A 24,054-nucleotide genomic window follows, 5' to 3' on the forward strand; every position below is an offset into this window, starting at 1 on the left:
ACACGTTTGCCGTTCGGATGCCCGAGTTGGCGTGGACTTCGGCCGGCGTTGGCGGTCGTGTCACATCGGTGTCGGCTGCGCGCCCGAAGCGGTGGCCACCGTTGAAGGGTGCGCATCGCAGTCGTGACCGAGAGCTTCCTACCGCAGATCAACGGAGTGACCAACTCGGTGTTGCGGGTGCTGGAGCACTTGCGTCGCCGGGGCGACTCCGCGCTGGTGATCGCACCGGGTCAGGGCCCGGACGAGTACGCCGGGTTCCCGGTGGTCCGGTTGCCCGCCGTGGACCTGCCGGTGGTCTCCTCGCTGCCGATCGGGTTCCCGAGCCGCCGCGTGCTGCGCGAGCTGCAGAACTTCCGGCCGGACGTGGTGCACCTGGCCTCGCCGTTCGTCGTCGGCGCTCGGGGCCTGGCCGCCGCCAAGCGGCTCGATGTGCCGACCGTTGCCGTGTACCAGACCGACGTCGCGGGCTTCGCCGAGTCCTACGGGCTCGGGTTGACCGCGCGGGCCGCTTGGCGCTGGATCCGCAGGCTGCACTGCGGCGCCGACCGCACGCTCGCCCCGTCGACCTGGGCCGTGCAGAGCCTGCGCGACCAGGGGATTCCACGCGTGCACCGGTGGGGGCGCGGGGTGGACACCGAGCGGTTCACCCCTGCTCGCCGCGATGAGCGGCTGCGCCGGGAGCTGGCCCCGAACGGTGAACTGCTGGTCGGCTACGTCGGCAGGCTCGCCCCGGAGAAGCGCATCGAGCGGCTGGCCGCGCTGGACGGCCTGCCGGGCGTGCGCCTGGTCGTCGTGGGCGACGGTCCGGAGCGGGGTCGCCTGCAGGAGGAGCTTCCGGGCGCGGCGTTCCTCGGCCAGCGCACCGGGGACGAGCTGGCGAACATCTACGCCGGTCTGGACGTGTTCGTGCACACCGGTCCCCACGAGACCTTCTGCCAGTCCGTCCAGGAGGCGATGGCCTCGGGTGTCCCGGCCGTCGCGCCGGACGCGGGCGGGCCGCGCGATCTCGTCGACCACGGCCGGACCGGTTACCTCCTCCCGGCTCACGAGGACGCGGCCCATCACGCCGCCCTGCAGGCCTCGATCGCCAAGCTCCGCGACCCGCACCTGCGCGAGAGCTTCGGCACCGCGGCCCGCTCCGCGGTCGCGGGTCGCACCTGGCCCGCCCTCTGCAACCAGCTCATCGACCACTACCGCGAGGTCAACGACTACCCCCGGGCAGCTGCCGCCTAGCCGACCCACGCGGAGCCGTGCCAGTTTTGCCTAGAACCGTCACCTGATCACGTCCGTTTGGTCCTGACAGTTTTAGGCAAAACTGTCAGGTCGACACGAGGTGAGGTGAAGTGAGGTTGCGCGGGGTCGGGCCGTAGGCTCTTGTTGTGTCTCGGGCTGACTTGGACAAGGATCCCCGCGAGGTCGCCGCGATGTTCGACGGCGTCGCGCGCAGGTACGACCTGACCAACACGGTGCTGTCCTTCGGGCAGGACCGGCGGTGGCGGAACGTGACCCGCCGGGTGCTCGCGCCCAAGCGCGACGAGAAGGTGCTCGACCTCGCGGCGGGTAGCGGCGTGTCCACCGTCGAGTTCGCCCGTTCGGGCGCCTACTGCGTGGCCGCCGACTTCTCCCTCGGCATGCTCTCCGTCGGCAAGGGCCGCGACGTGCCGCTGGTCGCCGCCGATGCCCTGCACCTGCCCTTCGCCGACGACGCCTTCGACGCCGCCACGATCTCGTTCGGCCTGCGCAACCTGGTCGACACCAAGGCAGGCCTGCGCGAGATGCTGCGCGTGGTCCGACCCGGTGGCAGGCTCGTGGTCTGCGAGTTCTCCACGCCGACGTGGCAGCCGTTCCGCACGATCTACTTGAACTACCTGATGCGCGCGCTGCCGCCGATCGCCCGGGCCGTCTCGTCGAACCCGGACGCCTACGTCTACCTCGCGGAGTCCATCCGCTCCTGGCCGGACCAGCGCCGCCTCGGCGAGATGATCTCCGAATCCGGCTGGACCGACACCACCTGGCGCAACCTCACCAGCGGCGTCGTCGCGGTGCACAGCGCGGTGAAACCGGCCTGACCGGGTCTCCCCGGCCCGCGCCGAGGGGCGCTCACCTTCGCCGGTGGGCGCCCCTTCGTCGTTCGTCCCGGTGCGAACCTCCGGGAGCACGATCGTGCGCCCGGAGCGCGATCGCCGCGCTGGCCGGGGCGGGTGCTCCGCGTCGCGGGGCGGCTGCGTTCGAGGACCGCGAGCGGAAGCGCGGATTCCACCGTCCGGGCGAGGAATGCCGGCGCGCGCGTCCGACATCACGCGGACAGCTGGCTTACCTGCGATGGCAACTCACTCGGGTGGCCTAATTCGAGGGCTCGATCGCGCGGTTTGCGCGGCTTAGACTCGGGAGTTAGTGAACTCGTTCACAAGCGGGTTCCCGGCGGGGCGCATCGCCGCGCCGTGCACTGCACTAGCTCGAGGAGTGTCATGACCAGCGCCACCAGCCGTCACCGACCCGAGGACGACGCGGACGTGATCGTCGTCGGAGCCGGGCCGGCCGGCTCGACGGCCGCGACCTACCTGGCCCGAGCCGGACTGGACGTCCTGCTGCTGGAGAAGAGCCTGTTCCCGCGGGAGAAGGTCTGCGGCGACGGGATCACCCCGAGAGGCGTCAAGCAGCTCATCGACCTGGGCATCGACACCCGGGAGGAAGCGGGCTGGCTGCACAACAGGGGGCTGCGGGTCGTCGGCGGTGGGGTCAACCTGGAGCTCGACTGGCCCGAGCTGGCCGACTTCCCGCCCTACGGCGTGGTCCGTCCGCGCAACGACTTCGACGACCTGCTGGCCCGCAACGCCCAGCAGGCGGGCGCGCGGCTGTTCCAGCAGACCACCGTCACCGGTGCGATCACCGACGAGCGCACCGGGCGGGTCATCGGCGTCGAGGCCAAGACCGGTCCGGAGCGCGAGCCGGTCAGCTATCTCGCGCCGCTGGTGATGGGCTGCGACGGGGTGTCGGCGCGGCTCGCGCTGTCGGTCGGCATCGACAAGCGCGAGGACCGCCCGATGGGCGTGGCGGTGCGCCGCTACTACACGAGTCCGCGCAGCAAGGACGACTTCCTCGAATCGCACCTGGAGCTCTGGGACCGCTCCGGTCCGGAGCCCCGGCTGCTGCCCGGCTACGGCTGGCTCTTCGGCATGGGCGACGGGACGGTCAACGCGGGGCTGGGCATCCTGTCGACCTCCAACGCCTACGGCAAGACCGACTACCGCAAGCTGCTGCGCTCCTGGCTGGACGGCACTCCCGAGGAGTGGGGACTCCGGGAGGACAACGCCACCGGCAAGATCGGCGGCGCCGCGCTGCCGATGGGTTTCAACCGCACTCCGCACTACAGCAACGGTCTGCTGCTGGTCGGCGACGCCGGCGGCATGGTGAACCCGTTCAACGGCGAGGGCATCGCCTACGCCATGCAGTCGGCCCGGCTGGCCGCCGAATGCGCGGTGCACGCGATGGCCCGGCCCACCGGTTTCTCCCGCGAGCAGGCGCTGCGCCGGTATCCCACGGCGGTCCAGCAGGAGCTCGGCGGGTACTTCCGGCTCGGCAATATCTTCAGCAAGTTGATTGGCAATCCCACCGTCATGCGGATGGCCGCCAAGCACGGTCTGCCCCGGACGACGCTGATGCGATTCGTGTTGAAGCTGCTGGCGAATCTCTACGACGAGAAGGGTGGGGACCCGATGGATCGTGTGATCAACGCCACGACTCGTCTCACCCCTAGCGCGTGAGCATCCGAGTCTGGTCAGATGTCCGACAGGAGTGAGAGAAGTCATAAAGTTAGGTTCACCTCACTACTAAGGCGAATCGCCTGACCGCATAGAGTGCGCGCCGAAGCCGGAACTTCCGGAACAGGCGGACGAAAACCTCGCGCGGTAGGCGGAGGCCGACGACGAGCTGGAGGGCAGCGACGATGCTCGACCCGTACATCCCGTTGGTTCTGATGTTCGCGCTCGCGCTCGCGTTCGCGCTGTTCTCGGTCGCGATCGCACCGATCGTCGGCCCCCGCCGCTACAACAAGGCCAAGCTCGACGCCTACGAGTGCGGCATCGAGCCTTCGCCGCAGCCGGTGGTCGGCGGTGGCCGGATGCCGGTCGCCTACTACATGACCGCGATGATGTTCATCCTCTTCGACATCGAGATGGTCTTCCTTTTCCCGTACGCCGTTTCCGCCGACATGCTCGGCGTGTTCGGGGCCGTTGCCGTCGTGCTGTTCATCGTCACCTTCGGTCTGGCCGACCTCTACGTGTGGCGCCGAGGCGGCTTCGACTGGAACTAGCCGGAGCGATTCGCCCGGTCCGCCGGGCACCAACTGCAGGGACTAGCCGCAAGGACGCGGGAAGGAGTGCCGGCGATGGGGCTCGAAGAGCAGCTGCCCAACGGCATCCTGTTGGCAAATGTGGAAAAGCTGGTCAACTGGACGCGCAAGACGTCGATGTGGCCCGCGACGTTCGGGCTGGCCTGCTGCGCCATCGAGATGATGACCGTCGGCGGCTCGCGCTACGACATCTCCCGGTTCGGCATGGAGCGCTTCGCGGCGACCCCGCGCCAGGCCGATCTGATGATCGTGGCGGGCCGGGTGACCAACAAGATGGCCCCGGTGCTGCGCCAGATCTACGACCAGATGCCCGAGCCGCGCTGGGTGCTGGCGATGGGCGTGTGCGCCTCCTCCGGCGGCATGTTCAACAACTACGCGGTCGTGCAGGGCGTGGACCACGTGGTTCCGGTGGACATGTACCTGCCCGGCTGTCCACCGCGACCGGAGATGCTGCTGGACGCGATCCTCAAGCTGCACGCCAAGATCATGGACGAGCCGATCAACGGCAAGCGCGCGCAGGAGAAGCTGGAGAGCGGCGAGCGCACCTCGATGATCCCGTCCTCCGAGCGCTACGCCCCGAAGAACCGCACTCAGCGCAAGCGCGCCGAGAAGCAGCAGGAAGTGCAGCGCCGCGAGATGGGTGGCACCGACGAGCTCGGCGGCCTCGACGCCACTCCGGAGCGGCCCGAGCTCAGGTCGGGTAGGTGAGTTCGTTGTCCAAGGACGAGATCACGCAGCCGGCGCCGGGCACGCCCGGCTCCAGCGCGGAACGCCCCAGCGGCGGGCTGGAGCCGGCGAGCTCCGGTGCCCCCGCGGCCGGGCGGGAACGCCGCGGCATGTTCGGCGTGCACGGCAGCGGTGACACCTCGGGTTACGGCGGGTTGCGACTGCCCGCCTACGTTCCGCCCGCTGCGGAACGCCCCTACGGCGGCTGGTTCGACGAGGTCGCCGACGCGCTGCTGGCCGCGCTCGGGGAGAAGGGATTGCCGGCCGACGCGGTGCAGCAGGTGACCGTGGACCGCGGTGAGATCACCTTCTACGTGCGCCGCGACCACCTGGTGGAGGTCTGCCGCACGCTGCGCGACGACCCGGCGCTGCGCTACGAGCTGTGCAGCTCGGTCTCCGGTGTGGACTACGGTCCCGAGACCGCGCAACGGCTGCACTCCGTCTACCACCTGACCTCGATGACCTATCGGCGGCGCATCCGCGTCGAGGTCGTGGTCGATGTCGAGGACCCGCACATCCCGTCCGTGGTCGAGGTCTACCCGACAGCCGACTTCCAGGAGCGCGAGACCTGGGACATGTTCGGCATCGTCTACGACGGGCACCCCGCGCTGACCCGAATCCTGATGCCCGACGACTGGGACGGCCACCCGCAGCGCAAGGACTACCCGCTCGGCGGAATCCCGGTGGAGTACAAGGGCGGCGCCGAGATCCCGCCGCCGGACCAGCGAAGGGCGTACTCCTGATGCCCGGGCCACGAGGGACGAGCGCGATTTCCACCGAAATCGCCGACGGACAGGTTGGCGGCACCGCGGAGAGGTGTTGGGAATGACCACCGAACCACTGGCCGGTACCGGCTACGAGGCCCCGCACGCGGAGTCCCGGGAGACCACCGAGGGCCGGGTCTTCACCGTCACCGGCGGGGACTGGGACGAGTTCCTCGACGAAACCGGTGGCGAGGAACGGGTCGTCATCAACCTCGGTCCGCAGCACCCGTCGACGCACGGTGTGCTGCGCCTGGTGCTGGAGCTCGAGGGTGAGACCGTCACCAAGGCCCGCTCGGTGATCGGCTACCTGCACACCGGTATCGAGAAGAACACCGAGTACCGGAACTGGACCCAGGGCGTCACCTTCGTGACGCGGATGGACTACCTGGCGCCGCTGCACAACGAGGCCGCCTACTGCCTGGCGGTGGAGAAGCTGCTGGGGATCGAGGTTCCCAAGCGCGCGCAGACCTTCCGGGTGATGCTCATGGAGCTCAACCGGATCTCCTCGCACCTGGTCTTCATGGCCACCGGGGCGATGGAGCTCGGCGCCACCACCGGCATGACCTACGGGTTCCGGGACCGCGAGGAGGTCCTGCACCTGCTGGAGTTCCTCACCGGGCTGCGGATGAACCACGCGTTCATCCGCCCCGGCGGCGTCTCCCAGGACCTGCCCGAGGGCTGGCAGGACAAGGTCAAGGCCTTCATCAAGGTGATGGATGAGCGGCTGCCCGCCTACGAGAAGCTGTTCACCGGGCAGCCGATCTGGAAGCAGCGGCTCAAGGGCGTTGGCCACCTGCCGCTGGACGGCGCGCTGCAGCTGGGCGTGACCGGACCGTTGCTGCGGGCCGCCGGGATCGCCTGGGACCTGCGCAAGGTCGAGCCGTACTCCGGCTACGAGGAGTTCGACTTCGAGGTGCCCACGAGCACCGACGGCGACTGCTACGCGCGGTTCCTGCTGCGGCTGCGGGAGATCTACGAATCCCTGAAGATCATCCGGCAGTGCGTGGAAAAGATGGAGCCCGGCCCGCACATGGTCGACGATCCCAAGATCGCCTGGCCCGCCAAGCTCTCCATCGGGCCGGACGGGATGGGCAACTCGCTGGACCACGTCCGCAAGATCATGGGTCAGTCCATGGAGTCGCTGATCCACCACTTCAAGCTGGTGACCGAGGGCTTCGACGTTCCGCCGGGGCAGGCGTACGCGCCGGTCGAGTCGCCGCGCGGGGAGCTCGGCGCGCACCTGGTCTCCGACGGCGGCACCCGCCCGGCGCGCGTGCACGTGCGGGACCCCAGTTTCGTGAACCTGCAGGCGATGCCCGCGATGTGCGAAGGCGGGCTGGTGGCCGACGTGATCGCGGCGGTCGCCTCCATCGACCCGGTGATGGGCGGGGTGGACCGATGAGCGAGCGAACCGAAGAGATCGACACCTCGGTGTTCGGCGAGCGGACCCGGAACGAGGCGAAGCAGATCATCGCCAGGTACCCGGAGTCGCGCTCCGCGCTGCTGCCGATGCTGCACCTGGTGCAGTCCGAGCAGGGCTACGTGAGCGCGGCCGGCATCCACTTCTGCGCCGAGCAGCTGGGGCTGGCGGTGGCCGAGGTCAGCGCGGTGGCGACCTTCTACACCATGTACAAGCGCAGCCCGTGCGGTCAGCACCTGGTCAGCGTCTGCACGAACACGATGTGCGCGGCCATGGGCGGCGAGGAGATCTACCGCGAGCTCAGCGAGCACTTGGGCGCCGGGCACGAGGAGACCGCGGGGGAACCCGGCACCGAGGGCTCGATCACCCTGGAGCACGCCGAGTGCCTGGCCGCCTGCGACTTCGCGCCGATGCTGCAGGTCAACTACGAGTACTACGACAACCAGACCACCGAGAAGGCGCTGGAACTGGTCAAGGCCCTGCAGCGCGGGGACAAGCCCGCGCCCACCCGCGGTCCGGAGTTGTCCGACTTCCGCAGCGCCGAGCGCCAGCTCGCCGGGTTCTTCGACGACCTCGACTCGACCGTGACGGGTCCGTCCTCGGCCACCGAGACGGTGCGCGGCGCGCAGCTGGCCGAAGAGCGCGGCTGGACCGCCCCGGGCATGCCCGATGACGCGGAAATCCCGCCCGTGCCGGACAAGAAGTGAGGGTGTGGCCATGACCGAAACTGCCATCAGCCCGGTGACCCCGGTGCTGACCAAGCGGTGGCTGTCGCCGAACGCCTGGCAGCTGCGCACCTACGAGCAGCTGGAGGGCTACACCGCCCTGCGCAAGGCGCTCAAGGCCGAACCGGACCAGCTCATCGAGCTGGTCAAGGCATCCGGCCTGCGCGGCCGCGGCGGTGCGGGTTTCCCGGCCGGGGTCAAGTGGGGCTTCATGCCCAAGGAGTCGGGCAAGCCGCACTACCTGGTGATCAACGCCGACGAGGGTGAGCCGGGGACCTGCAAGGACATCCCGCTGATGATGGCCGACCCGCACTCGTTGATCGAGGGCTGCGTCATCGCCGCCTACGCGATGCGCGCGAACAACTGCATGATCTACGTGCGCGGCGAGGCGCTGCACCCGATGCGCCGGCTGCAGCACGCGGTCAACGAGGCCTACCGGGCGGGCTACCTCGGCGAGAACATCCTCGACTCCGGGTTCGACCTGGACATCGTGGTGCATCCCGGGGCGGGCGCCTACATCTGCGGTGAGGAGACGGCGCTGCTCGACTCGCTCGAGGGCAAGCGCGGGCAGCCGCGGCTGAAGCCGCCGTTCCCGGCGGCAGCGGGTCTGTACGCCTGCCCGACCACGGTGAACAACGTGGAGACCATCGCCTCGGTCCCGTTCGTGGTCAACGGCGGGTCGGACTGGTTCCGCACGATGGGCTCGGAGAAGTCGCCGGGCCCGAAGATCTACTCGATCTCCGGGCACGTGGAGCGCCCCGGCCAGTACGAGGCGCCGATGGGCACCACGCTGCGGCAGCTCCTCGAACTCGCCGGTGGCATGAAGGACGGCGTCCCGCTGAAGTTCTGGACTCCCGGAGGCTCCTCGACTCCGCTGTTCACCGCCGAGCACCTGGACGTGCCGCTGGACTTCGAGGGCGCGGCCGAGGCCGGGTCGATGCTGGGCACGACAGCGGTGCAGGTGTTCAACGAGACCGTTTCGGTGCCCTGGGCCGTGATGAAGTGGACCCAGTTCTACGAGCACGAGTCCTGCGGCAAGTGCACTCCCTGCCGGGAGGGCACGTTCTGGCTCGCGCAGGTGCTCGAGCGGATGGTCGAGGGCCACGGCACCGAAGAGGACATCGACACCCTGCTGGACGTCTGCGACAACATCTTCGGCCGCTCGTTCTGCGCCCTCGGCGACGGCGCGGTCAGTCCGATCACCAGCGGTATCCAGTACTTCCGCGAGGAATTCCTCGCACTGTGCGACAAGAACAAGACGTCCGCGCCGGAACTGGTTGGAGCGGCCCGATGACGGTGGCACCCGAAGCTGAAACCCGTCCTGTCCCGGAAGGTCACGTCCGGCTGACCATCGACGGGGTCGAGGTCGACGCCCCGAAGGGCGAGCTGCTGATCCGCACCGCCGAGCGGATCGGCATCACCATCCCGCGGTTCTGCGACCACCCGCTGCTGGACCCCGCGGGCGCGTGCAGGCAGTGCCTGGTCGAGGTCGAGGTCAACGGGCGCGCGATGCCGAAACCGCAGGCTTCGTGCACCATCTCGGTCGCCGACGGGATGGTGGTCAAGACCCAGCAGACCTCCCAGGTGGCCGACAAGGCGCAGCAGGGCGTGATGGAGCTCCTGCTGATCAACCACCCGCTGGACTGCCCGATCTGCGACAAGGGCGGCGAGTGCCCGCTGCAGAACCAGGCGCTCAAGCACGGCCGCGCGGATTCCCGCTTCCGCGACACCAAGCGCACCTTCGCCAAGCCGGTGCCGATCTCGGAGCAGGTGCTGCTGGACCGCGAGCGCTGCGTGCTGTGCCAGCGCTGCACCCGGTTCTCCAAGGAGATCGCGGGCGACCCGTTCATCGAGCTGCTCGAGCGCGGCGCGGTGCAGCAGATCGGCATCGGCGAGCAGCAGCCGTTCCAGTCCTACTTCTCCGGCAACACCATCCAGATCTGCCCGGTCGGCGCGCTGACCAGCGCCGCGTACCGGTTCCGGTCCCGGCCCTTCGACCTGGTCTCCACCCCGGGGCAGTGCGAGCACTGCGCCTCGGGATGCGAGATCCGCACCGACTGGCGGCGCGGCAAGGTGATGCGCAGGCTGGCCGGCGACGACCCGGAGGTCAACGAGGAGTGGATCTGCGACAAGGGTCGCTTCGCCTTCCCCTACGCCACCGCGAGCGACCGGATCACCCGGCCGCTGGTCCGGGAGAACGGTGAGCTCCGCGAGAAGTCCTGGACCGAGGCGCTGCAGACCGCGGCGAAGGGCCTGATCGAGGCCCGCGATTCCGGCGGGGTCGGCGTGCTGCCCGGCGGCAGGCTGACCGCCGAGGACGCCTACGCCTACGCCAAGTTCGCGCGAGTGGCGTTGCGCACCAACGACATCGACTACCGGGCCCGCTCGCACTCCGCGGAGGAGCTGCGGTTCCTGGAATCCACGGTCGCCGGTGTCGCGCCGGAGGACGGGGTGACCTACGCCGACCTGGAGGAAGCGCCCGCCGTGGTGTGCGTGGCCTTCGAGCCCGAAGAGGAATCGCCGATCGTCTTCCTGCGATTGCGCAAGGCCGCGCGCAAGGGGAACACCGAGGTCTTCCACCTCGCCTCGCGCACCTCGCCGGGCGTGGACAAGACGACCGTGATCACCCACGACGGCGGTCCGGTGCGCACCGGTTCGCTGGTTCCCTGCGTGCCCGGCGGCGAAGCGGCCGCGCTGCAGAACCTGCCCGCCGAGGTCGACGAGGCGCTGCGCAAGCAGGGCGCGGTGCTCATCGTCGGGGAACGCGCCGCCGAGCTGCCCGGCCTGTTCTCCGAGGTCGTGCGCACCTCGCAGCGCACCGGCGCGCGGGTCGCCTGGATCCCGCGCCGCGCGGGCGAGCGCGGCGCCCTGGAGGCGGGCGCCCTGCCCACGTTGCTGCCGGGCGCCCGTCCGGTCGTCGACGACGCGGCTCGCACCCACGTGGAGAAGACCTGGGGCCTGCTGCCCGGTTCGCTTCCGGCGGCCTGCGGCCGCGATCTCGACGGGATCCTCGCCGCCGCCGAGGCCGGTGACCTCGGCGGGCTGGTCGTGGGCGGCGTGGACCCGACCGACCTGCCCGACCCGGTGGCCGCCGAGCGGGCGCTCGCGCGGGCGGGCTTCGTGGTGAGCCTCGAGCTGCGGCCCAGCGGGGTCACCGAGCACGCCGACGTGGTGCTGCCGATCGCCCCGTCGGTTGAGAAGAACGGCAGCTACCTCAACTGGGAGGGTCGCCGCCGCGAGTTCAGCACCACCATCGACGGCACCGGCGCGCTGCCGGACTGCCGGGTGCTGGACACCCTCGCCGTCGAGATGGACGCCGACCTGTTCACCCAGACCCCGGCCGCGGCCGTCGCCGAGCTCCGCAAGCTCGGCACGCACACCGGCGGCCGCGCGGTCGAACCCGACGAACCGGTGCTGCACGCACCACGACCAGGTCCCGGCCAGGCGGTCCTGGCGACCTGGCGGCAGCTGCTCGACAACGGTTCGCTGCAGGCCGACGAGCCGAACCTGGCCGGTACGGCCCGCAGCGCGAGTGCGCTGATCTCGCCCGACACCGCGCAGCGCGCCGAGATCTCCGAGGGGCAGCGGCTGGAGATCCGCACCGACCGGGGAGCCGTCGTGCTGCCCGCGGAGATCGCCGAGATGCCCGACGACGTCGTCTGGATCCCCGCTGACTCCGGCCCCTCGCGGGTGCGAGCGGTGCTGGGCGCCGGGCACGGCGCGCTCGTCGGCATCGCACCGGCCCCGGCGGCCGATCCCGAGGCCAACGGCCACGCCCCTGCCCACCAAGGGGGGAACGCATGACCAGAACCGCCGAGCTCCTCGCGGACGACCCGATCTGGCTCATCCTGATCAAGGTCGTGGCGATCTTCGCCTTCCTGGTGGTGATGACGCTGCTGACCATCTGGGCCGAGCGTCGCGTGATCGGCCGGATGCAGCACCGGCCCGGCCCCAACCGCGCGGGCCCGTTCGGCATGCTGCAGTCGCTGGCCGACGGGCTGAAGCTGGCGTTCAAGGAGGACATCCGGCCGGTGATGGCCGACAAGTGGGTGTACTTCCTGGCTCCGGTCATCTCGGCCACGCCCGCGCTGGTGGCGTTCTCGGTGATTCCGATCGGTCCCGAGGTCACCATCTTCGGCGAGCGCACCGCCCTGCAGCTGGTCGAGCTTCCGGTCGGGCTGCTGGTCGTGCTGGCCAGCGCGTCGATCGGCGTCTACGGGATCGTGCTGGCCGGCTGGGCATCCGGTTCGCCCTACCCGCTGCTGGGATCGCTGCGGTCGGCCGCGCAGGTGATCTCCTACGAGGTCGCGATGGGCCTGTCGTTCATCGCCGTCATCATGTACGCGGGAACGCTCTCCACCGCCGGCATCGTGGAAGCGCAGACCAACGGGTGGTTCTTCCTCCTGCTGCCGTTCAGCTTCGCCGTCTACGCGGTGGCCATGGTCGGTGAGACCAACCGCGCCCCGTTCGACCTCCCGGAAGCCGAGTCCGAGCTGGTGGGCGGTTTCCACACCGAGTACTCGTCGCTGAAGTTCGCGCTGTTCTTCCTCGCCGAGTACATCAACATGGTCACCGTCTCCGCGCTGGCCACCACGCTGTTCTTCGGCGGCTGGCACGCGCCGTGGCCGCTGTCGATGATCGGCGACGGGGTGCTCAACACCGGCTGGTGGCCGGTGCTGTGGTTCCTCGGCAAGACGATCGCGTTCCTGTTCTTCTTCGTGTGGCTGCGCGGCACGCTGCCGCGGCTGCGCTACGACCAGTTCATGGACCTGGGGTGGAAGATCCTGGTTCCGCTGAGCCTGGTCTGGATCATCGCGGTGACCGTCATCCGCGCGGTGCGCAACTCCGACCAGGTGACCACCACGCAGTTCATGATCGGCGGCGCGATCGTGATCGCGGTGCTGGTCGCGGCCACCTTCCTGATCCCGGAGCGCAAACCCGACGAGGACTCCGGCGAGGTGCCGATGGCGGGCAGCGGTTACCCGGTACCGCCCATCGACCTGGAAGTCCCGAAGACCCCGCCGCAGCGCGCATCCGGCTCGGAGACCCCGGTGCGCGCCGGTTCCGGCGGCGAGCTCGCGGAAGGCGAGGAGGCACCCCATGGGCATGTTTGATCCGGTCAAGGGCTTCGGCGTCACCTTCTCCACGATGTTCAAGAAGGTCGTCACCGAGGAATACCCCGAGGTCAAGAAGGTCACGGCACCGCGGTTCCACGGACGCCACCAGCTCAACCGGCATCCGGACGGTCTGGAGAAGTGCGTGGGCTGCGAGCTGTGCGCCTGGGCCTGCCCGGCCGACGCGATCTTCGTGGAGGGCGGCGACAACACCGAGGAAGCCCGCTACTCACCCGGCGAGCGGTACGGCAAGGACTACCAGATCAACTACCTGCGCTGCATCGGTTGCGGGTTGTGCATCGAGGCGTGCCCGACGCGGGCGCTGACGATGACCAACGAGTACGAGACGGCCGACGACAACCGGCAGGACCTGATCTACACGAAGGAAGACATGCTCGCGCCGCTGCTGTCCGGCATGGAGCAGCCGCCGCACCCGATGCGGCTCGGCGAGAACGAGCAGGACTACTACGTCCGCGGTCCCGAACTCGCCCGGCAGCGGGGTGTTCCGGACGAGGAGACGGTCGAGTCGGGCCGTGAGGAGGCCAGATGAGCACCGGTTTCGTGCTGGCGCAGCAGGGCGACGTGGTGGGTACCGGGGAGACGGCGCTGTTCTGGATCCTCGGCCCGCTGTCGCTGGTGGGCGCGCTGGGCATGGTCTTCGCCCGCAACGCGGTGCACTCCGCGCTGTGGCTGGTGCTGACCATGCTCAGCCTCGGCGTGCTCTACATGGGGCAGAGCGCGCAGTTCCTGGGCTTCACCCAGATCATCGTCTACACCGGCGCGATCATGATGCTGTTCCTGTTCGTGCTGATGATGGTCGGCCGCGACTCCTCCGACTCGGTGGTGGAAGTGCTTCGGGGGCAACGCCTCTGGGCCGCGCTGGGCGGGATCGGGCTGGCGGTGCTGCTGGTCGCCGGACTGGCCCGGTCGCTGACCGAGGTCACCGCGGCCGCGCCGCTGGATCCGTGGTCGCCCGCCGGTGGTGGCGCTGGCGGTCTCGGCAACCTGATCTTCACGGACTACCTGTTCCCGTTCGAGCTGACCTCGGCGCTGCTGATCACCGCCTCGATCGGCGCGATGGTGCTGGCCTACGGCGGCAAGGGCCGCGGACCGAGGCTGAGCCAGAAGGAGCGCGCGAACGCCCGCTTCCGCAGCGCGCGTTCGTCGCCGCTGCCCGGTCCCGGCGTGTACGCGACCGCCAACTCGGTGGCCGTGCCCGCGCTGCTGCCGGACGGTTCGGTGGCTCCCGAGTCGCTGTCCGATCTGCTGGAGAACCTCCCCGCCGAGGAGCTCGCCGAGGAGCGTCGCGCGATCGCCGACGAAGAGGTGGTCCGGGGCGCCGAGCAGCCCGATGCGCACGCGCTGGTCGAAAGCTCGGAACCGCCCGCGGCCGAGCACACCGGCGGGAAGTCCGGTGAGCAGCCGGAAGTACCCGGCGGGCCGGGGCTCTCGGCGCGCGCCAACGCGAACGGCAACAACGGAAGCGGGCACGGCGACGGTTCCGGTGACGGGTCCGAGCACGTCGAGGAGGTCCACCGGTGACCCCGACCTACTACCTGCTGCTGTCCGCGCTGCTGTTCTCCATCGGCGCGGTCGGCGTTCTGGTGCGGCGCAACGCCATCGTGGTGTTCATGTGCGTGGAGCTGATGCTCAACGCGGTCAATCTGACGCTGGTGACCTTCGCCCGCATCGAAGGTTCGGTGAACGGGCAGGTCATGGCGTTCTTCGTGATGGTCGTCGCGGCGGCCGAAGTGGTGGTCGGCCTGGCCATCATCATGTCGATCTTCCGGACGCGTCGCTCGGCCTCGGTCGATGACGCCAACCTGCTCAAGTACTGAGAGGGCGCGTGGTGACGGCAATGTTGCAAACCGCGTTGCAGGCAGCCGAACCGGCGGCCGGTGCCGCTCAGCAGAACGCGTGGCTGCTCCTGGCGCTGCCGCTGTTCGGTGCGCTGGTGCTGCTGGTGGCCGGACGGCGGGCCAACGGGTGGGGACATCTCCTCGGCTGCGCCACGGTGATCGGGGCCTTCGCGTACGGCCTGTGGTTGTTCTCGTCCGTCGCGGGCGCTCCCGCGGGCTCGGCGGTGCGGGAACTGCACCTGTTCTCCTGGATCCCGGTCGGTGCGCTGCAGGTCGACTTCGGGTTGCGGCTGGATCCGCTGTCGATGGTGTTCGTGCTGCTGATCACCGGTGTCGGCTCGCTGATCCACTTGTACTCCATCGGCTACATGGAGCACGACCAGCAGGGACGCACCGGTAGCGCCAACACCGAGCGGCGCCGGTTCTTCGCCTACCTGAACCTGTTCGTCGCCGCGATGCTGATCCTGGTGCTGGGCAACGGCTTCGTGACCCTCTACCTGGGCTGGGAGGGCGTCGGTCTGGCGTCCTACCTGCTGATCGGGTTCTGGCAGCACCGCCCCTCGGCCGCCGCCGCGGCGACCAAGGCGTTCGTGATGAACCGCGTCGGCGACGTCGGGCTGGCGCTGGCGATCTTCCTGCTGTTCGCCAACCTCGGCACCACCCAGTACACCGAGGTCTTCGCCCGCGCGGGCGAGCTCTCGCCGGGCGTGCTGCTGTCCATCACGCTGCTGCTCCTGCTGGGCGCCTGCGGCAAGTCCGGCCAGGTCCCGCTGCAGGCGTGGCTGCCGGACGCCATGGAGGGCCCGACCCCGGTCTCGGCGCTCATCCACGCCGCGACCATGGTCACTGCGGGCGTTTACCTGATCGCCCGCGCCAACCCGCTGTACTCGCTCTCGCCCGGCGGGCAGCTGGCGGTGACCATCGTCGGTGCGGTGACGCTGCTGGTGGGCTGCATCATCGGTTGCGCCTACGACGACATCAAGAAGGTGCTGGCCTACTCCACGGTCAGCCAGATCGGCTACATGATGCTGGCCGTCGGGCTCGGCCCCGCCGGTTACGCGCTGGGCATCATGCACCTGCTCACCCACGGCTTCTTCAAGGCCGGGCTGTTCCTCGGCGCCGGTTCGGTGATGCACGGCATGAACGACGAGGTCGACATGCGCAAGTTCGGCGGCCTCGCGCGCTACATGCCGATCACCTTCGCCACCTTCGGGCTCGGTTACCTGGCGCTGATCGGGTTCCCGTTCCTGTCCGGCTTCTACTCCAAGGACGCCATCATCGAGGCGGCCTTCGGGCTGGAGGGCTGGCGCGGCTGGGTCTTCGGCGGCGTGGCCGTGCTGGGCGCGGCGCTGACCGCGTTCTACATGACCCGGCTGGTGCTGATGACGTTCTTCGGCGAGAAGCGCTGGCAGGGCCTCAAGACCGCGAGCGGCGAGGACTTCCACCCGCACGAGTCGCCGGGCATCATGACCGCGCCGATGATCGTCCTGGCGGTCGGCTCGGTCGGCGCGGGCATGTTCTTCGCGGGTGGCGACCGGCTGGTGTCCTTCCTGTCGCCTTCGCTGGGCGAGCTCCAGGAGGCCGAGCACACCGTGCTGCCGCACGCGGTGATCCCGGTCCTGACCGTCGCGCTGTCCGCGCTCGGCGTGCTGGCCGCTTGGCTGCTGGTCGGCCGCAAGCGGGTTCCGGTGCAGCGTCCCGAGCGGGTCTCGCCGGTGGTGGCTGCGGCCCGCGCCGACCTCGGCGGCAACCGGATCAACGATCTGCTCGCGGTCAAACCGGCTTTCGGCCTGACCCGCGGACTCGTGACCGTCGACCGCAAGGGCGTCGACGGCACCGTCACCGGCATCGCGTCGACGCTGGTGGTCGGCTCCGGCTGGCTGCGCCGCTGGCAGACCGGTTTCGTCCGGTCGTACGCCCTTTCCATGCTCTTCGGCGGCGTCATCGTGATCGCCGCCATGATGGCCGTGGGATTCCCGTCATGACCAGGTACGTCCGGGAGATCCGGGAGGCGAACCGATGACCCTGCTCCTCGCGCTGGTGCTGCTGCCGATCGCCGGCTCGGTGGTGGTGGCGCTGCTCCGCGGCAACGCCGTCGCCGCGAAGTGGACCGCGCTCGGCATCTCGCTCCTCGAGCTGGTGCTCGCCGCGGCCACGTGGTTCGCCTACGATCCGGCGGGCCCTCGGCTGCAGATGACCAGCTCGGTGGCGTGGATCCCGTCCTTCGACATCAGCTTCGCGCTCGGCGTGGACGGCATCGCGCTGGTGATGATCGTGATCATCGCGGTGCTCACCCCGCTGGTGCTCGGCTACAGCTGGGGCGAGCGACTGCCCGAAGGCCGCACGCACGGCGGGTTCTTCGCGCTGCTGCTGCTCGAACAGGCGCTGACCATCGCGGTTTTCGCCGCGACGGACGTGTTCCTGTTCTACGTGCTCTTCGAGATCATGCTGATCCCGATGTACTTCCTCATCGGCGGCTACGGCGGTGCGAAGCGCACGTACGCGGCGGTGAAGTTCTTCCTGTACTCGTTCCTCGGTGGCCTGATCATGCTGGCCGCCGCGATCGGCGCGTTCTCCTACAGCGCCCAGGTCACCGGTCAGGGCACCTTCGACTGGGCGAAGCTCCAGCCGATCCTGGCGGAGGCGCCGCTGAACGTGCAGATCTGGTTGTTCCTGGGCTTCTTCACCGCGTTCGCGATCAAGGCGCCGCTGGTCCCGTTCCACACCTGGCTGCCGGACGCCGCCGAGCAGGCCCCGATCGGGGTCGCGGTGATCGTGGTCGGCGTGCTGGACAAGGTCGGCACCTTCGGTTTCCTGCGCTACAGCCTGCCGCTGACGCCACAGGCCTCGCAGTACCTCGCGCCGCTGGTGCTGGTGCTGGCCGTTGTCGGGGTGCTCTACGGCTCGTTGCAGGCGTTCGGGCAGACCGACCTCAAGCGGTTCATCGCCTACGTCTCGATCGCGCACTTCGGCTTCATCGCGCTGGGAATCTTCGCGTTCACCGCGCAGTCCCACGTCGGCGCGGTGTCCTACATGGTCAACCACAGCATCGCCACGGGAATGCTGATCCTGGTGGTCGGGATGGTGATCTCGCGCGGCGGCTCCACCCGGATCGCGGACTACGGCGGGATGGCCAAGGTCGCGCCGCTGCTGGCGGGGTGCCTGCTCATCGCCGGCCTGAGCACCTTGTCGTTGCCCGGGACCAACTCGTTCGTCAGCGAATTCCTGGTGCTCATCGGGGCGTTCGAGACGCGCCCGGTCTACGCCGTCCTCGCCACCATCGGCATGGTGCTGGCCGCGGTCTACGTGCTGTGGCTCTACCAGCGCATCATGCAGGGCCCGGTGCGCGGTGACGCGCTGATGGGCACCGCGGGCGGCCCGGGCGCGGTCGTCAACCCGGAACGTGAAGGCGCGCACCGGCTTCGGATGGGCGACCTGAACGCCCGGGAGGTCGTGGTGCTGGCCCCGCTGATCGTGCTGATCATCGGACTGGGCGTGTACCCGAAACCGGTGCTGGACGTGGTCGATCCGTCGGTCGCGGCGACCATGAGTGAAGCAGGCGTCACCTCGCAGGGAGGGAACTGACAGTGGTCCTCGTAGAGGGATTCCGGACCCAGCAGGTGGTCGAGGTGCCGCCGATCGACTACGGCGCGGTCGCACCGGTTCTGATCGTGCTGACCGCGGCCTGCCTGGCGGTGGTGGTCGAGGCTTTCCTGCCGCGCCACCAGCGCTGGTCGGTGCAGGTGGGGCTGAGCCTGCTCGCCGTCGTGGTCGCGGGCGTCGCGCTGGCCGTGCACGCCCGCTCGGCGGGCACCGGGCTGACGACGTTCTCGGACACGCTGGCGATCGATCCGCCGACGCTGTTCCTGTGGGCCACGCTGCTGGCGCTGAGCGTGGCCGCCCTGCTGCTCATCGCCGATCGCTCGGTCGAGCCCGGCGGTGCGTTCGTCGCCGAGTCCGCCCGATCGGAAGGCCCCGGCACGATGAGCCGGGCCGCCGCGGGTGTGGAGGGGATGCGCACCGAGGTCTTCCCGCTGGCCCTGTTCTCCCTCGGCGGGATGATGGTCTTCGTCGCGGCCAACGACCTGCTGACCATGTTCATCGCGCTGGAAGTGCTGAGCCTGCCGCTGTACCTGATGTGCGGGCTGGCCAAGCGGCGCCGGCTGCTGTCGCAGGAATCGGCGATGAAGTACTTCCTGCTCGGCGCCTTCGCCTCGGCCTTCTTCCTCTACGGCCTGGCGCTGCTCTACGGCTACGCGGGCTCGGTGAAGCTGGCGGCCATCGCCGATGCGACGGCGGGAACGGAGCGCTCGGACACGCTGCTGTTCGCCGGGCTCGGGCTGCTGCTGATCGGGCTGCTGTTCAAGGCCTCGGTCGGCCCGTTCCACTCCTGGACCCCGGACGTCTACCAGGGCGCGCCGACCGCGGTGACGGCGTTCATGGCCGCCTGCACCAAGGTCGCCGCGTTCGGCGGCATCCTGCGCGTGCTGCAGGTCGCCTTCGAGGCCTCCAGCTGGGAGTGGCAGGGCGTCGTGTGGGCCGTCGCGGTCGCCTCGATGGTCATCGGCGTGGTGCTGGGCCTGACCCAGCGCGACATCAAGCGCATGATCGCCTACTCCTCGGTCGCGCACGCCGGGTTCATGCTGCTCGGCGCGGTCGTGCTCACCGACCGGGGGCTGGCGGCCACGCTGTTCTATCTGCTGGCCTACGGCTTCACCACGGTCGCGGTGTTCGGGGTGATCAGCCTCGTCCGCCGGGCCGACGGTGAGGCAACTCACCTCGCGGATTGGGCCGGTCTGGCGAAGCGGTCACCGCTGGTCGCCTGGACGTTCACCTTCCTGTTGCTCGCTCTCGCGGGCATCCCCATGACCAGTGGTTTTGTCGGAAAGTTCGTGGTTTTCGAGGCCGCGCTCACCGGTGGGCTGGCCCCGCTGGTGGTCGTGGCGCTGGTCGCCAGCGCGGTCGCCGCGTTCTTCTACCTCCGGGTGATCGTGCTGATGCACTTCCAGGAACCGGACCCGGACGGGCCCGCCGTCAGCGTGCCGGGTGCGTTCACCACGGCGGCGATCACGCTGGGTGTGGTGGTGACGCTGCTGCTGGGCGTGCTGCCGACGTTGGCACTGGACTGGGCGAACGTGGGTGGCTTCGTGTCGTAGAGTGCACGCCCGTAGGACGTCGTGGGGGAGCGAAGGGCGAGCGTGACGGTGAGCAGGTCAGCGGAAGACCCGATCGGCGAACTGACCGCGGGTGCATCGGGCGGTTTCCAGATCACCGACGCGGAGTTGTCCGACTCGGTCAAGCAGGGCTTGACCCGCGTCGAGGCCATGCTGCACGACCTGGTGCGGAGCGAGCTCGACTTCGCCACTCGCACCTCGCTGCACCTGGTGGACGCGGGCGGCAAGCGGTTCCGCCCGCTGTTCGCCCTGCTGGCGGCCCAGTTCGGCGACCCCTCGGCGGACGAGGTGATCAAGTCCGGCGCGGTGGTGGAGATGATCCACCTGGCCACGCTCTACCACGACGACGTGATGGACGAGGCCACCATGCGGCGCGGCGCGACCAGCGCCAACGCCCGCTGGGACAACTCGGTGGCCATCCTCACCGGCGACTTCCTGTTCGCCAAGGCCTCCCAGCTGATCGCCGACCTCGGCGCGGAGGCGGTTCGCCGGATGGCGAGCACCTTCGAGGCGCTGGTCACCGGTCAGATGCGCGAGACCGAAGGGGTTGGCGCCGGTCAGGACGCCGTCGAGCGCTACCTCCGGGTGATCTACGAGAAGACCGGTTCGCTGATCGCGACGGCGGGCCGGTTCGGGGCCTGGTTCTCCGGCGCGGACCAACCGGTCATCGAGTCGCTGGAGCGCATCGGCAGGCTGGTGGGCATCGGGTTCCAGATCTCCGACGACATCATCGACATCGCCTCGCCGACCGACGAGTCCGGCAAGACCCCGGGAACCGACCTGCGGGAGGGCGTCAAGACGCTGCCGATGCTCTACGCGCTGGCGGACCCGGAGACGGACCCGCGGTTGCGCGAGCTGCTGGGCCGTCCGCTGGAGCTCGACGCGGAGGTCGACGAGGCGCTCGAGCTGCTGCGCGCTTCCAGCGGGCTCGAGCGCACCCGGGCCACGCTGCAGGAATACGCCGACGACGCGCGCAAGGAACTGGCTTCGCTGCCGGAGAACCCGGCCCGCGAGGCGCTGTCCGCGCTCGTCGACTACGTGGTGGCCCGCACCGGCTGAATCCCGGCGAGGGCGCCGCACGCGTCGCGAGCCGGGCAAGACCATGTTCGCCGCCGGTCGGAAGTGATAGGTATCCGGGGACGGGCGGTGCTGCCGGAGCCCCGAGGAGGGACGTGTCGTGATCACCTGGCTGTTCACCCAGGTGTGGCTGTGGAGCCTCGCCTCATTTCTGCTTGGCGCGTTGCTGACCTGGGCGCTGTTCGTCCGGCCCGCGCGCCGCCGCCTCAAGCACGCGCTGCAGCGGACGTCGCTGGACTACGGCTATCACGACGGCTACGGCGGCTACTACGACTACGGCGGCTACTACGACGACGCGGTGCACGACGAGCCGGACCACCTCGACCCGGGCTTCGACGAGCGGGTGCTCGACGACCGCGCCGAGCGCTTCGACGAGCGCGAGCAGGCCGATCAGCGGGCCGACGAGGGTCCGCTGGACCTGGTGACCGAGCAGCAACCACCGCCCCCCGCAGAGCCCCGGCGATTCGCACCGGTGCCGCAGCCCGCGCCCGGCAGCGAGCCGACGCTCGCCGAGTTCGACCGCAGCCCGCGGGGGCCGTGGGTGCCCGCGGAGGCGCCACCGCAGCCGGAACCGGAGCCGGAGCCGGAGGCCGCCGAGCCCGAACCGGAGCGGCCCGCAGCTCCCGGCAACACCTGGTTCCGGCGCTGGGACGAGGAGCAGATCACCGAGACGCCCGAGCCGGATCCCGCGGTGACCGCGGTCCAGCCGCGCGTGCTGGACGAGGAACCGGCGACCGCGCAGAGCGGACCGGCCGAGACGTCCGCGAGCACCGAGCCCGCCGAGGACGAGCGGCAGGGCGACCTGTCCGGTCAGCTGCGGTCGCTGTTCAAGCCGGTCGAGGGCGGGAACCCGGCCGGGGAGACCGGATACATCCCGCCGGTGGGCGCCGACGCCACTTCGGTGCTGCCCAAGGTTCCGCAGGAGGAGCCGAACCGGGACACCCCGCGCGCGCAGGTGAGCGGCGATCTGAACGACACCGGGAAGGAGAGCGGCCCGGACGCGGAGCTGCCCAGGCGAACGCCGTCCCGGCAGAACGATGCCCCGCAGGCCGAGCCCCCGCGAATTCCGGAGGCGTTGCGCCAGCGCGCGGAAGCCCCCAAGCGCAGGCCGCTGCCGCAGGAGCAGTCCGGTGAGCCGGGAACCGGTGGCCCGGCGAACATCCAGCCCGCCGAGAACCTCAGCCGGGACGCGGACCTGCCCCGGCGCACCCCGGGAACGAACCCGCTCCCGGGACGGGAGTCCGCGGGCAACGGTCCGATGATCAAGGGTCATTCGGCGTCGCGGCAGTACCACAGCCCGGACTCGCCGCAGTACGACGACATCGTCGCCGACGTCTGGTTCCGCACCCCGGCCGACGCCGAGACCGCGGGTTTCACCCCGTGGCACGGCCGCCGGAACTGATCAGCCGGACTGCTGGGGCTGGCGCTCCAGCAGCCGGGACAGCACGACCGTGGACACCGTGCGGTCGATGAACTCCACCGAGCGCAGCCGCTCCATCGCCTCCTCGAGGTGGTGGATGTCGGCGGCGCGCAGGTGCACGATCGCGTCCGCCTGCCCGGAGACGGTGTAGGCGGCCACCACCTCCGGCAGCGGTTCAAGACCGTTGCGGATGCGGTGCGCGGGCACGTTGCCGTTGCAGTGCACCTCGACGAACGCCTCGGTGCCCCAGCCCAGCGCCTCCGGGTCGACCACTGCGGTGAAGCCCTGCAGCACGCCCTGGTCCAGCAGCTTGTCCACCCGGCGCTTGACCGCGGGAGCGGACAGCCCGATGTCGGCACCGATCTCGGCGTAGCTGGCGCGCGCGTCGGTGACCAGGTGCGAAACGATTCGTTGATCCAAGGCGTCCATAAGCAACATTCTGCCGCATATGACGAACGGAGCAGCGTTGATGGCCGGTCAAGTCAGCGTTTAGATTTCGATTCATGACGGTTATCGCGCCCGAACTCGCCGAATCGCGCTCCGCCAAGGAGGCCACCGCGCGGCACTACCTGATGTGCCCGCCCGAGTACTTCGCCGTCGAGTACTCGATCAACCCTTGGATGGACCCGTCCGCTCCCGTGGACGCCGAGCTCGCGATGGCCCAGTGGACCGAGCTGAAGAACACCTACGAGCGCCTCGGCCACGCGGTGGAGCTGGTCGACGCGCAGCCGGGGCTGCCGGACATGGTCTTCGCCGCGAACTCGGGGACGGTGATCGACGGCCGGGTGCTGGGCGCTAGGTTCCGGGCACCGGAACGCGCGGCCGAAGCCGAGCACTTCCGCCGCTGGTTCACCGACCACGGCTACCGGGACCTCGTGATGCCCGAGCGGATCAACGAGGCGGAGGGCGACTTCGCCTGGACCGGTGGTTTCCTGCTGGCGGGCCACGGCTTCCGCACCGACCCGGCGGCGCACTCCGAGGCCCAGGAGCAGCTGGGCGTTCCGGTGGTCTCGTTGAGCCTGCGCGACCCGAACTACTACCACCTGGACACGGCCCTGTTCGTGCTGGAGAAGGGGCCGGAGGCGAAGGTGGCCTACTACCCGGAGGCCTTCTCCGCGGGCTCCCGGCGGGTCCTCGAGCGGCTCTTCCCGGACGCGGTGATCGCCGATGCCGCCGACGCGGCCTGCCTCGGGCTCAACGGGGTCTCCGACGGCCGCAACGTCGTGCTGCCGGCTGAGGCGACGGGGCTCGCGAAGTCGTTGACCGATCGCGGATATGCGGTTCATCACGTGGACATCGCGGAGTTGCGCAAATCCGGCGGAGGGCCCAAATGCTGCACATTGGAGATCCACTCCTGAACCGCTGCCATCCGCGAATTCCCCGGGAATCCGCGGGGCGTCTCCGCGGGAATCCGGGGCGCGCAT

21 protein-coding genes are annotated in these 24,054 nt (G+C 69.8%); 20 read left to right on the top strand and 1 reads right to left on the bottom strand.

Annotated elements, in window-relative coordinates:
* Window positions 1-108 precede the first annotated feature (108 nt).
* The 19 genes from ABD289_RS00405 (at window position 109) to ABD289_RS00495 (ending at window position 22,612) form a co-directional block, all read left to right on the top strand.
* Window positions 109-1,233 (top strand): glycosyltransferase family 4 protein, encoded by a 1,125-nt coding sequence (locus ABD289_RS00405; protein WP_344125182.1) that lies wholly within the window; start codon window positions 109-111, stop codon window positions 1,231-1,233.
* Between the two features lie 146 nt (window positions 1,234-1,379).
* On the top strand, window positions 1,380-2,069 hold the full coding sequence (locus ABD289_RS00410) for a demethylmenaquinone methyltransferase (protein ID WP_344125184.1): 690 nt from the start codon (window positions 1,380-1,382) through the stop codon (window positions 2,067-2,069).
* 399 nt (window positions 2,070-2,468) lie between these two features.
* Window positions 2,469-3,764, top strand: a complete 1,296-nt coding sequence (locus ABD289_RS00415) for a geranylgeranyl reductase family protein (protein WP_344125186.1) — start codon at window positions 2,469-2,471, stop codon at window positions 3,762-3,764.
* 182 nt (window positions 3,765-3,946) lie between these two features.
* The gene (locus tag ABD289_RS00420; RefSeq protein ID WP_344125188.1) at window positions 3,947-4,312 is read left to right on the top strand and encodes an NADH-quinone oxidoreductase subunit A; all 366 of its coding nucleotides are present in this window, start codon (window positions 3,947-3,949) and stop codon (window positions 4,310-4,312) included.
* 75 nt (window positions 4,313-4,387) lie between these two features.
* Entirely contained in the window at window positions 4,388-5,059 is a 672-nt protein-coding gene (locus ABD289_RS00425) for a NuoB/complex I 20 kDa subunit family protein (RefSeq protein WP_344125190.1), read from the top strand.
* Between the two features lie 5 nt (window positions 5,060-5,064).
* Complete coding sequence (locus ABD289_RS00430; protein ID WP_425564528.1) at window positions 5,065-5,820, top strand: NADH-quinone oxidoreductase subunit C; 756 nt, start codon at window positions 5,065-5,067, stop codon at window positions 5,818-5,820.
* An 82-nt stretch (window positions 5,821-5,902) separates the two neighbouring features.
* Window positions 5,903-7,243: an NADH-quinone oxidoreductase subunit D gene (locus ABD289_RS00435; RefSeq protein WP_344125192.1), complete on the top strand. Its 1,341-nt coding sequence runs from the start codon at window positions 5,903-5,905 to the stop codon at window positions 7,241-7,243.
* Window positions 7,240-7,968 (top strand): NADH-quinone oxidoreductase subunit NuoE, encoded by a 729-nt coding sequence (nuoE, locus tag ABD289_RS00440; RefSeq protein WP_344125194.1) that lies wholly within the window; start codon window positions 7,240-7,242, stop codon window positions 7,966-7,968. The genes ABD289_RS00435 and nuoE overlap by 4 nt, the downstream gene beginning before the upstream one ends.
* Window positions 7,969-7,978: 10 nt before the next feature.
* Window positions 7,979-9,280, top strand: a complete 1,302-nt coding sequence (nuoF, locus tag ABD289_RS00445; RefSeq protein WP_344125196.1) for an NADH-quinone oxidoreductase subunit NuoF — start codon at window positions 7,979-7,981, stop codon at window positions 9,278-9,280.
* Window positions 9,277-11,790 (top strand): NADH-quinone oxidoreductase subunit G, encoded by a 2,514-nt coding sequence (locus ABD289_RS00450; RefSeq protein ID WP_344125198.1) that lies wholly within the window; start codon window positions 9,277-9,279, stop codon window positions 11,788-11,790. The genes nuoF and ABD289_RS00450 overlap by 4 nt, the downstream gene beginning before the upstream one ends.
* On the top strand, window positions 11,787-13,100 hold the full coding sequence (nuoH, locus tag ABD289_RS00455) for an NADH-quinone oxidoreductase subunit NuoH (RefSeq protein WP_344125200.1): 1,314 nt from the start codon (window positions 11,787-11,789) through the stop codon (window positions 13,098-13,100). Before ABD289_RS00450 ends, nuoH begins: the two co-directional genes overlap by 4 nt.
* Entirely contained in the window at window positions 13,087-13,650 is a 564-nt protein-coding gene (gene nuoI, locus ABD289_RS00460) for an NADH-quinone oxidoreductase subunit NuoI (RefSeq protein WP_344125203.1), read from the top strand. The genes nuoH and nuoI overlap by 14 nt, the downstream gene beginning before the upstream one ends.
* Window positions 13,647-14,642 carry an NADH-quinone oxidoreductase subunit J gene (locus ABD289_RS00465; protein ID WP_344125206.1) on the top strand — a complete coding sequence of 332 codons (996 nt, stop codon included), beginning with the start codon at window positions 13,647-13,649 and terminating at the stop codon, window positions 14,640-14,642. Before nuoI ends, ABD289_RS00465 begins: the two co-directional genes overlap by 4 nt.
* Window positions 14,639-14,938, top strand: a complete 300-nt coding sequence (nuoK, locus tag ABD289_RS00470) for an NADH-quinone oxidoreductase subunit NuoK (RefSeq protein WP_344125208.1) — start codon at window positions 14,639-14,641, stop codon at window positions 14,936-14,938. Before ABD289_RS00465 ends, nuoK begins: the two co-directional genes overlap by 4 nt.
* A 20-nt stretch (window positions 14,939-14,958) precedes the next feature.
* Complete coding sequence (gene nuoL, locus ABD289_RS00475; RefSeq protein WP_344125210.1) at window positions 14,959-16,944, top strand: NADH-quinone oxidoreductase subunit L; 1,986 nt, start codon at window positions 14,959-14,961, stop codon at window positions 16,942-16,944.
* Window positions 16,945-16,978: 34 nt separating this feature from the next.
* Window positions 16,979-18,544 (top strand): NADH-quinone oxidoreductase subunit M, encoded by a 1,566-nt coding sequence (locus ABD289_RS00480; protein ID WP_344125212.1) that lies wholly within the window; start codon window positions 16,979-16,981, stop codon window positions 18,542-18,544.
* Window positions 18,545-18,579: 35 nt separating this feature from the next.
* Complete coding sequence (nuoN, locus tag ABD289_RS00485; protein ID WP_344126152.1) at window positions 18,580-20,115, top strand: NADH-quinone oxidoreductase subunit NuoN; 1,536 nt, start codon at window positions 18,580-18,582, stop codon at window positions 20,113-20,115.
* A 48-nt stretch (window positions 20,116-20,163) separates the two neighbouring features.
* A complete protein-coding gene (locus tag ABD289_RS00490; protein WP_344125214.1) occupies window positions 20,164-21,192 on the top strand; it encodes a polyprenyl synthetase family protein in 1,029 nt (342 codons plus the stop codon).
* Between the two features lie 118 nt (window positions 21,193-21,310).
* A complete protein-coding gene (locus tag ABD289_RS00495; RefSeq protein ID WP_344125216.1) occupies window positions 21,311-22,612 on the top strand; it encodes a sunset domain-containing protein in 1,302 nt (433 codons plus the stop codon).
* Here ABD289_RS00495 and ABD289_RS00500 read toward each other — a convergent pair whose 3' ends face one another.
* Complete coding sequence (locus ABD289_RS00500; protein WP_344125218.1) at window positions 22,613-23,059, bottom strand: Lrp/AsnC family transcriptional regulator; 447 nt, start codon at window positions 23,057-23,059, stop codon at window positions 22,613-22,615.
* Between the two features lie 74 nt (window positions 23,060-23,133).
* Between ABD289_RS00500 and ddaH the strand changes: the two genes are divergently transcribed.
* Window positions 23,134-23,988: a dimethylargininase gene (gene ddaH, locus ABD289_RS00505; RefSeq protein ID WP_344125220.1), complete on the top strand. Its 855-nt coding sequence runs from the start codon at window positions 23,134-23,136 to the stop codon at window positions 23,986-23,988.
* Window positions 23,989-24,054 lie beyond the last annotated feature (66 nt).

The organism is Saccharopolyspora halophila (assembly GCF_039531955.1).
Lineage (GTDB): Bacteria > Actinomycetota > Actinomycetes > Mycobacteriales > Pseudonocardiaceae > Saccharopolyspora > Saccharopolyspora halophila.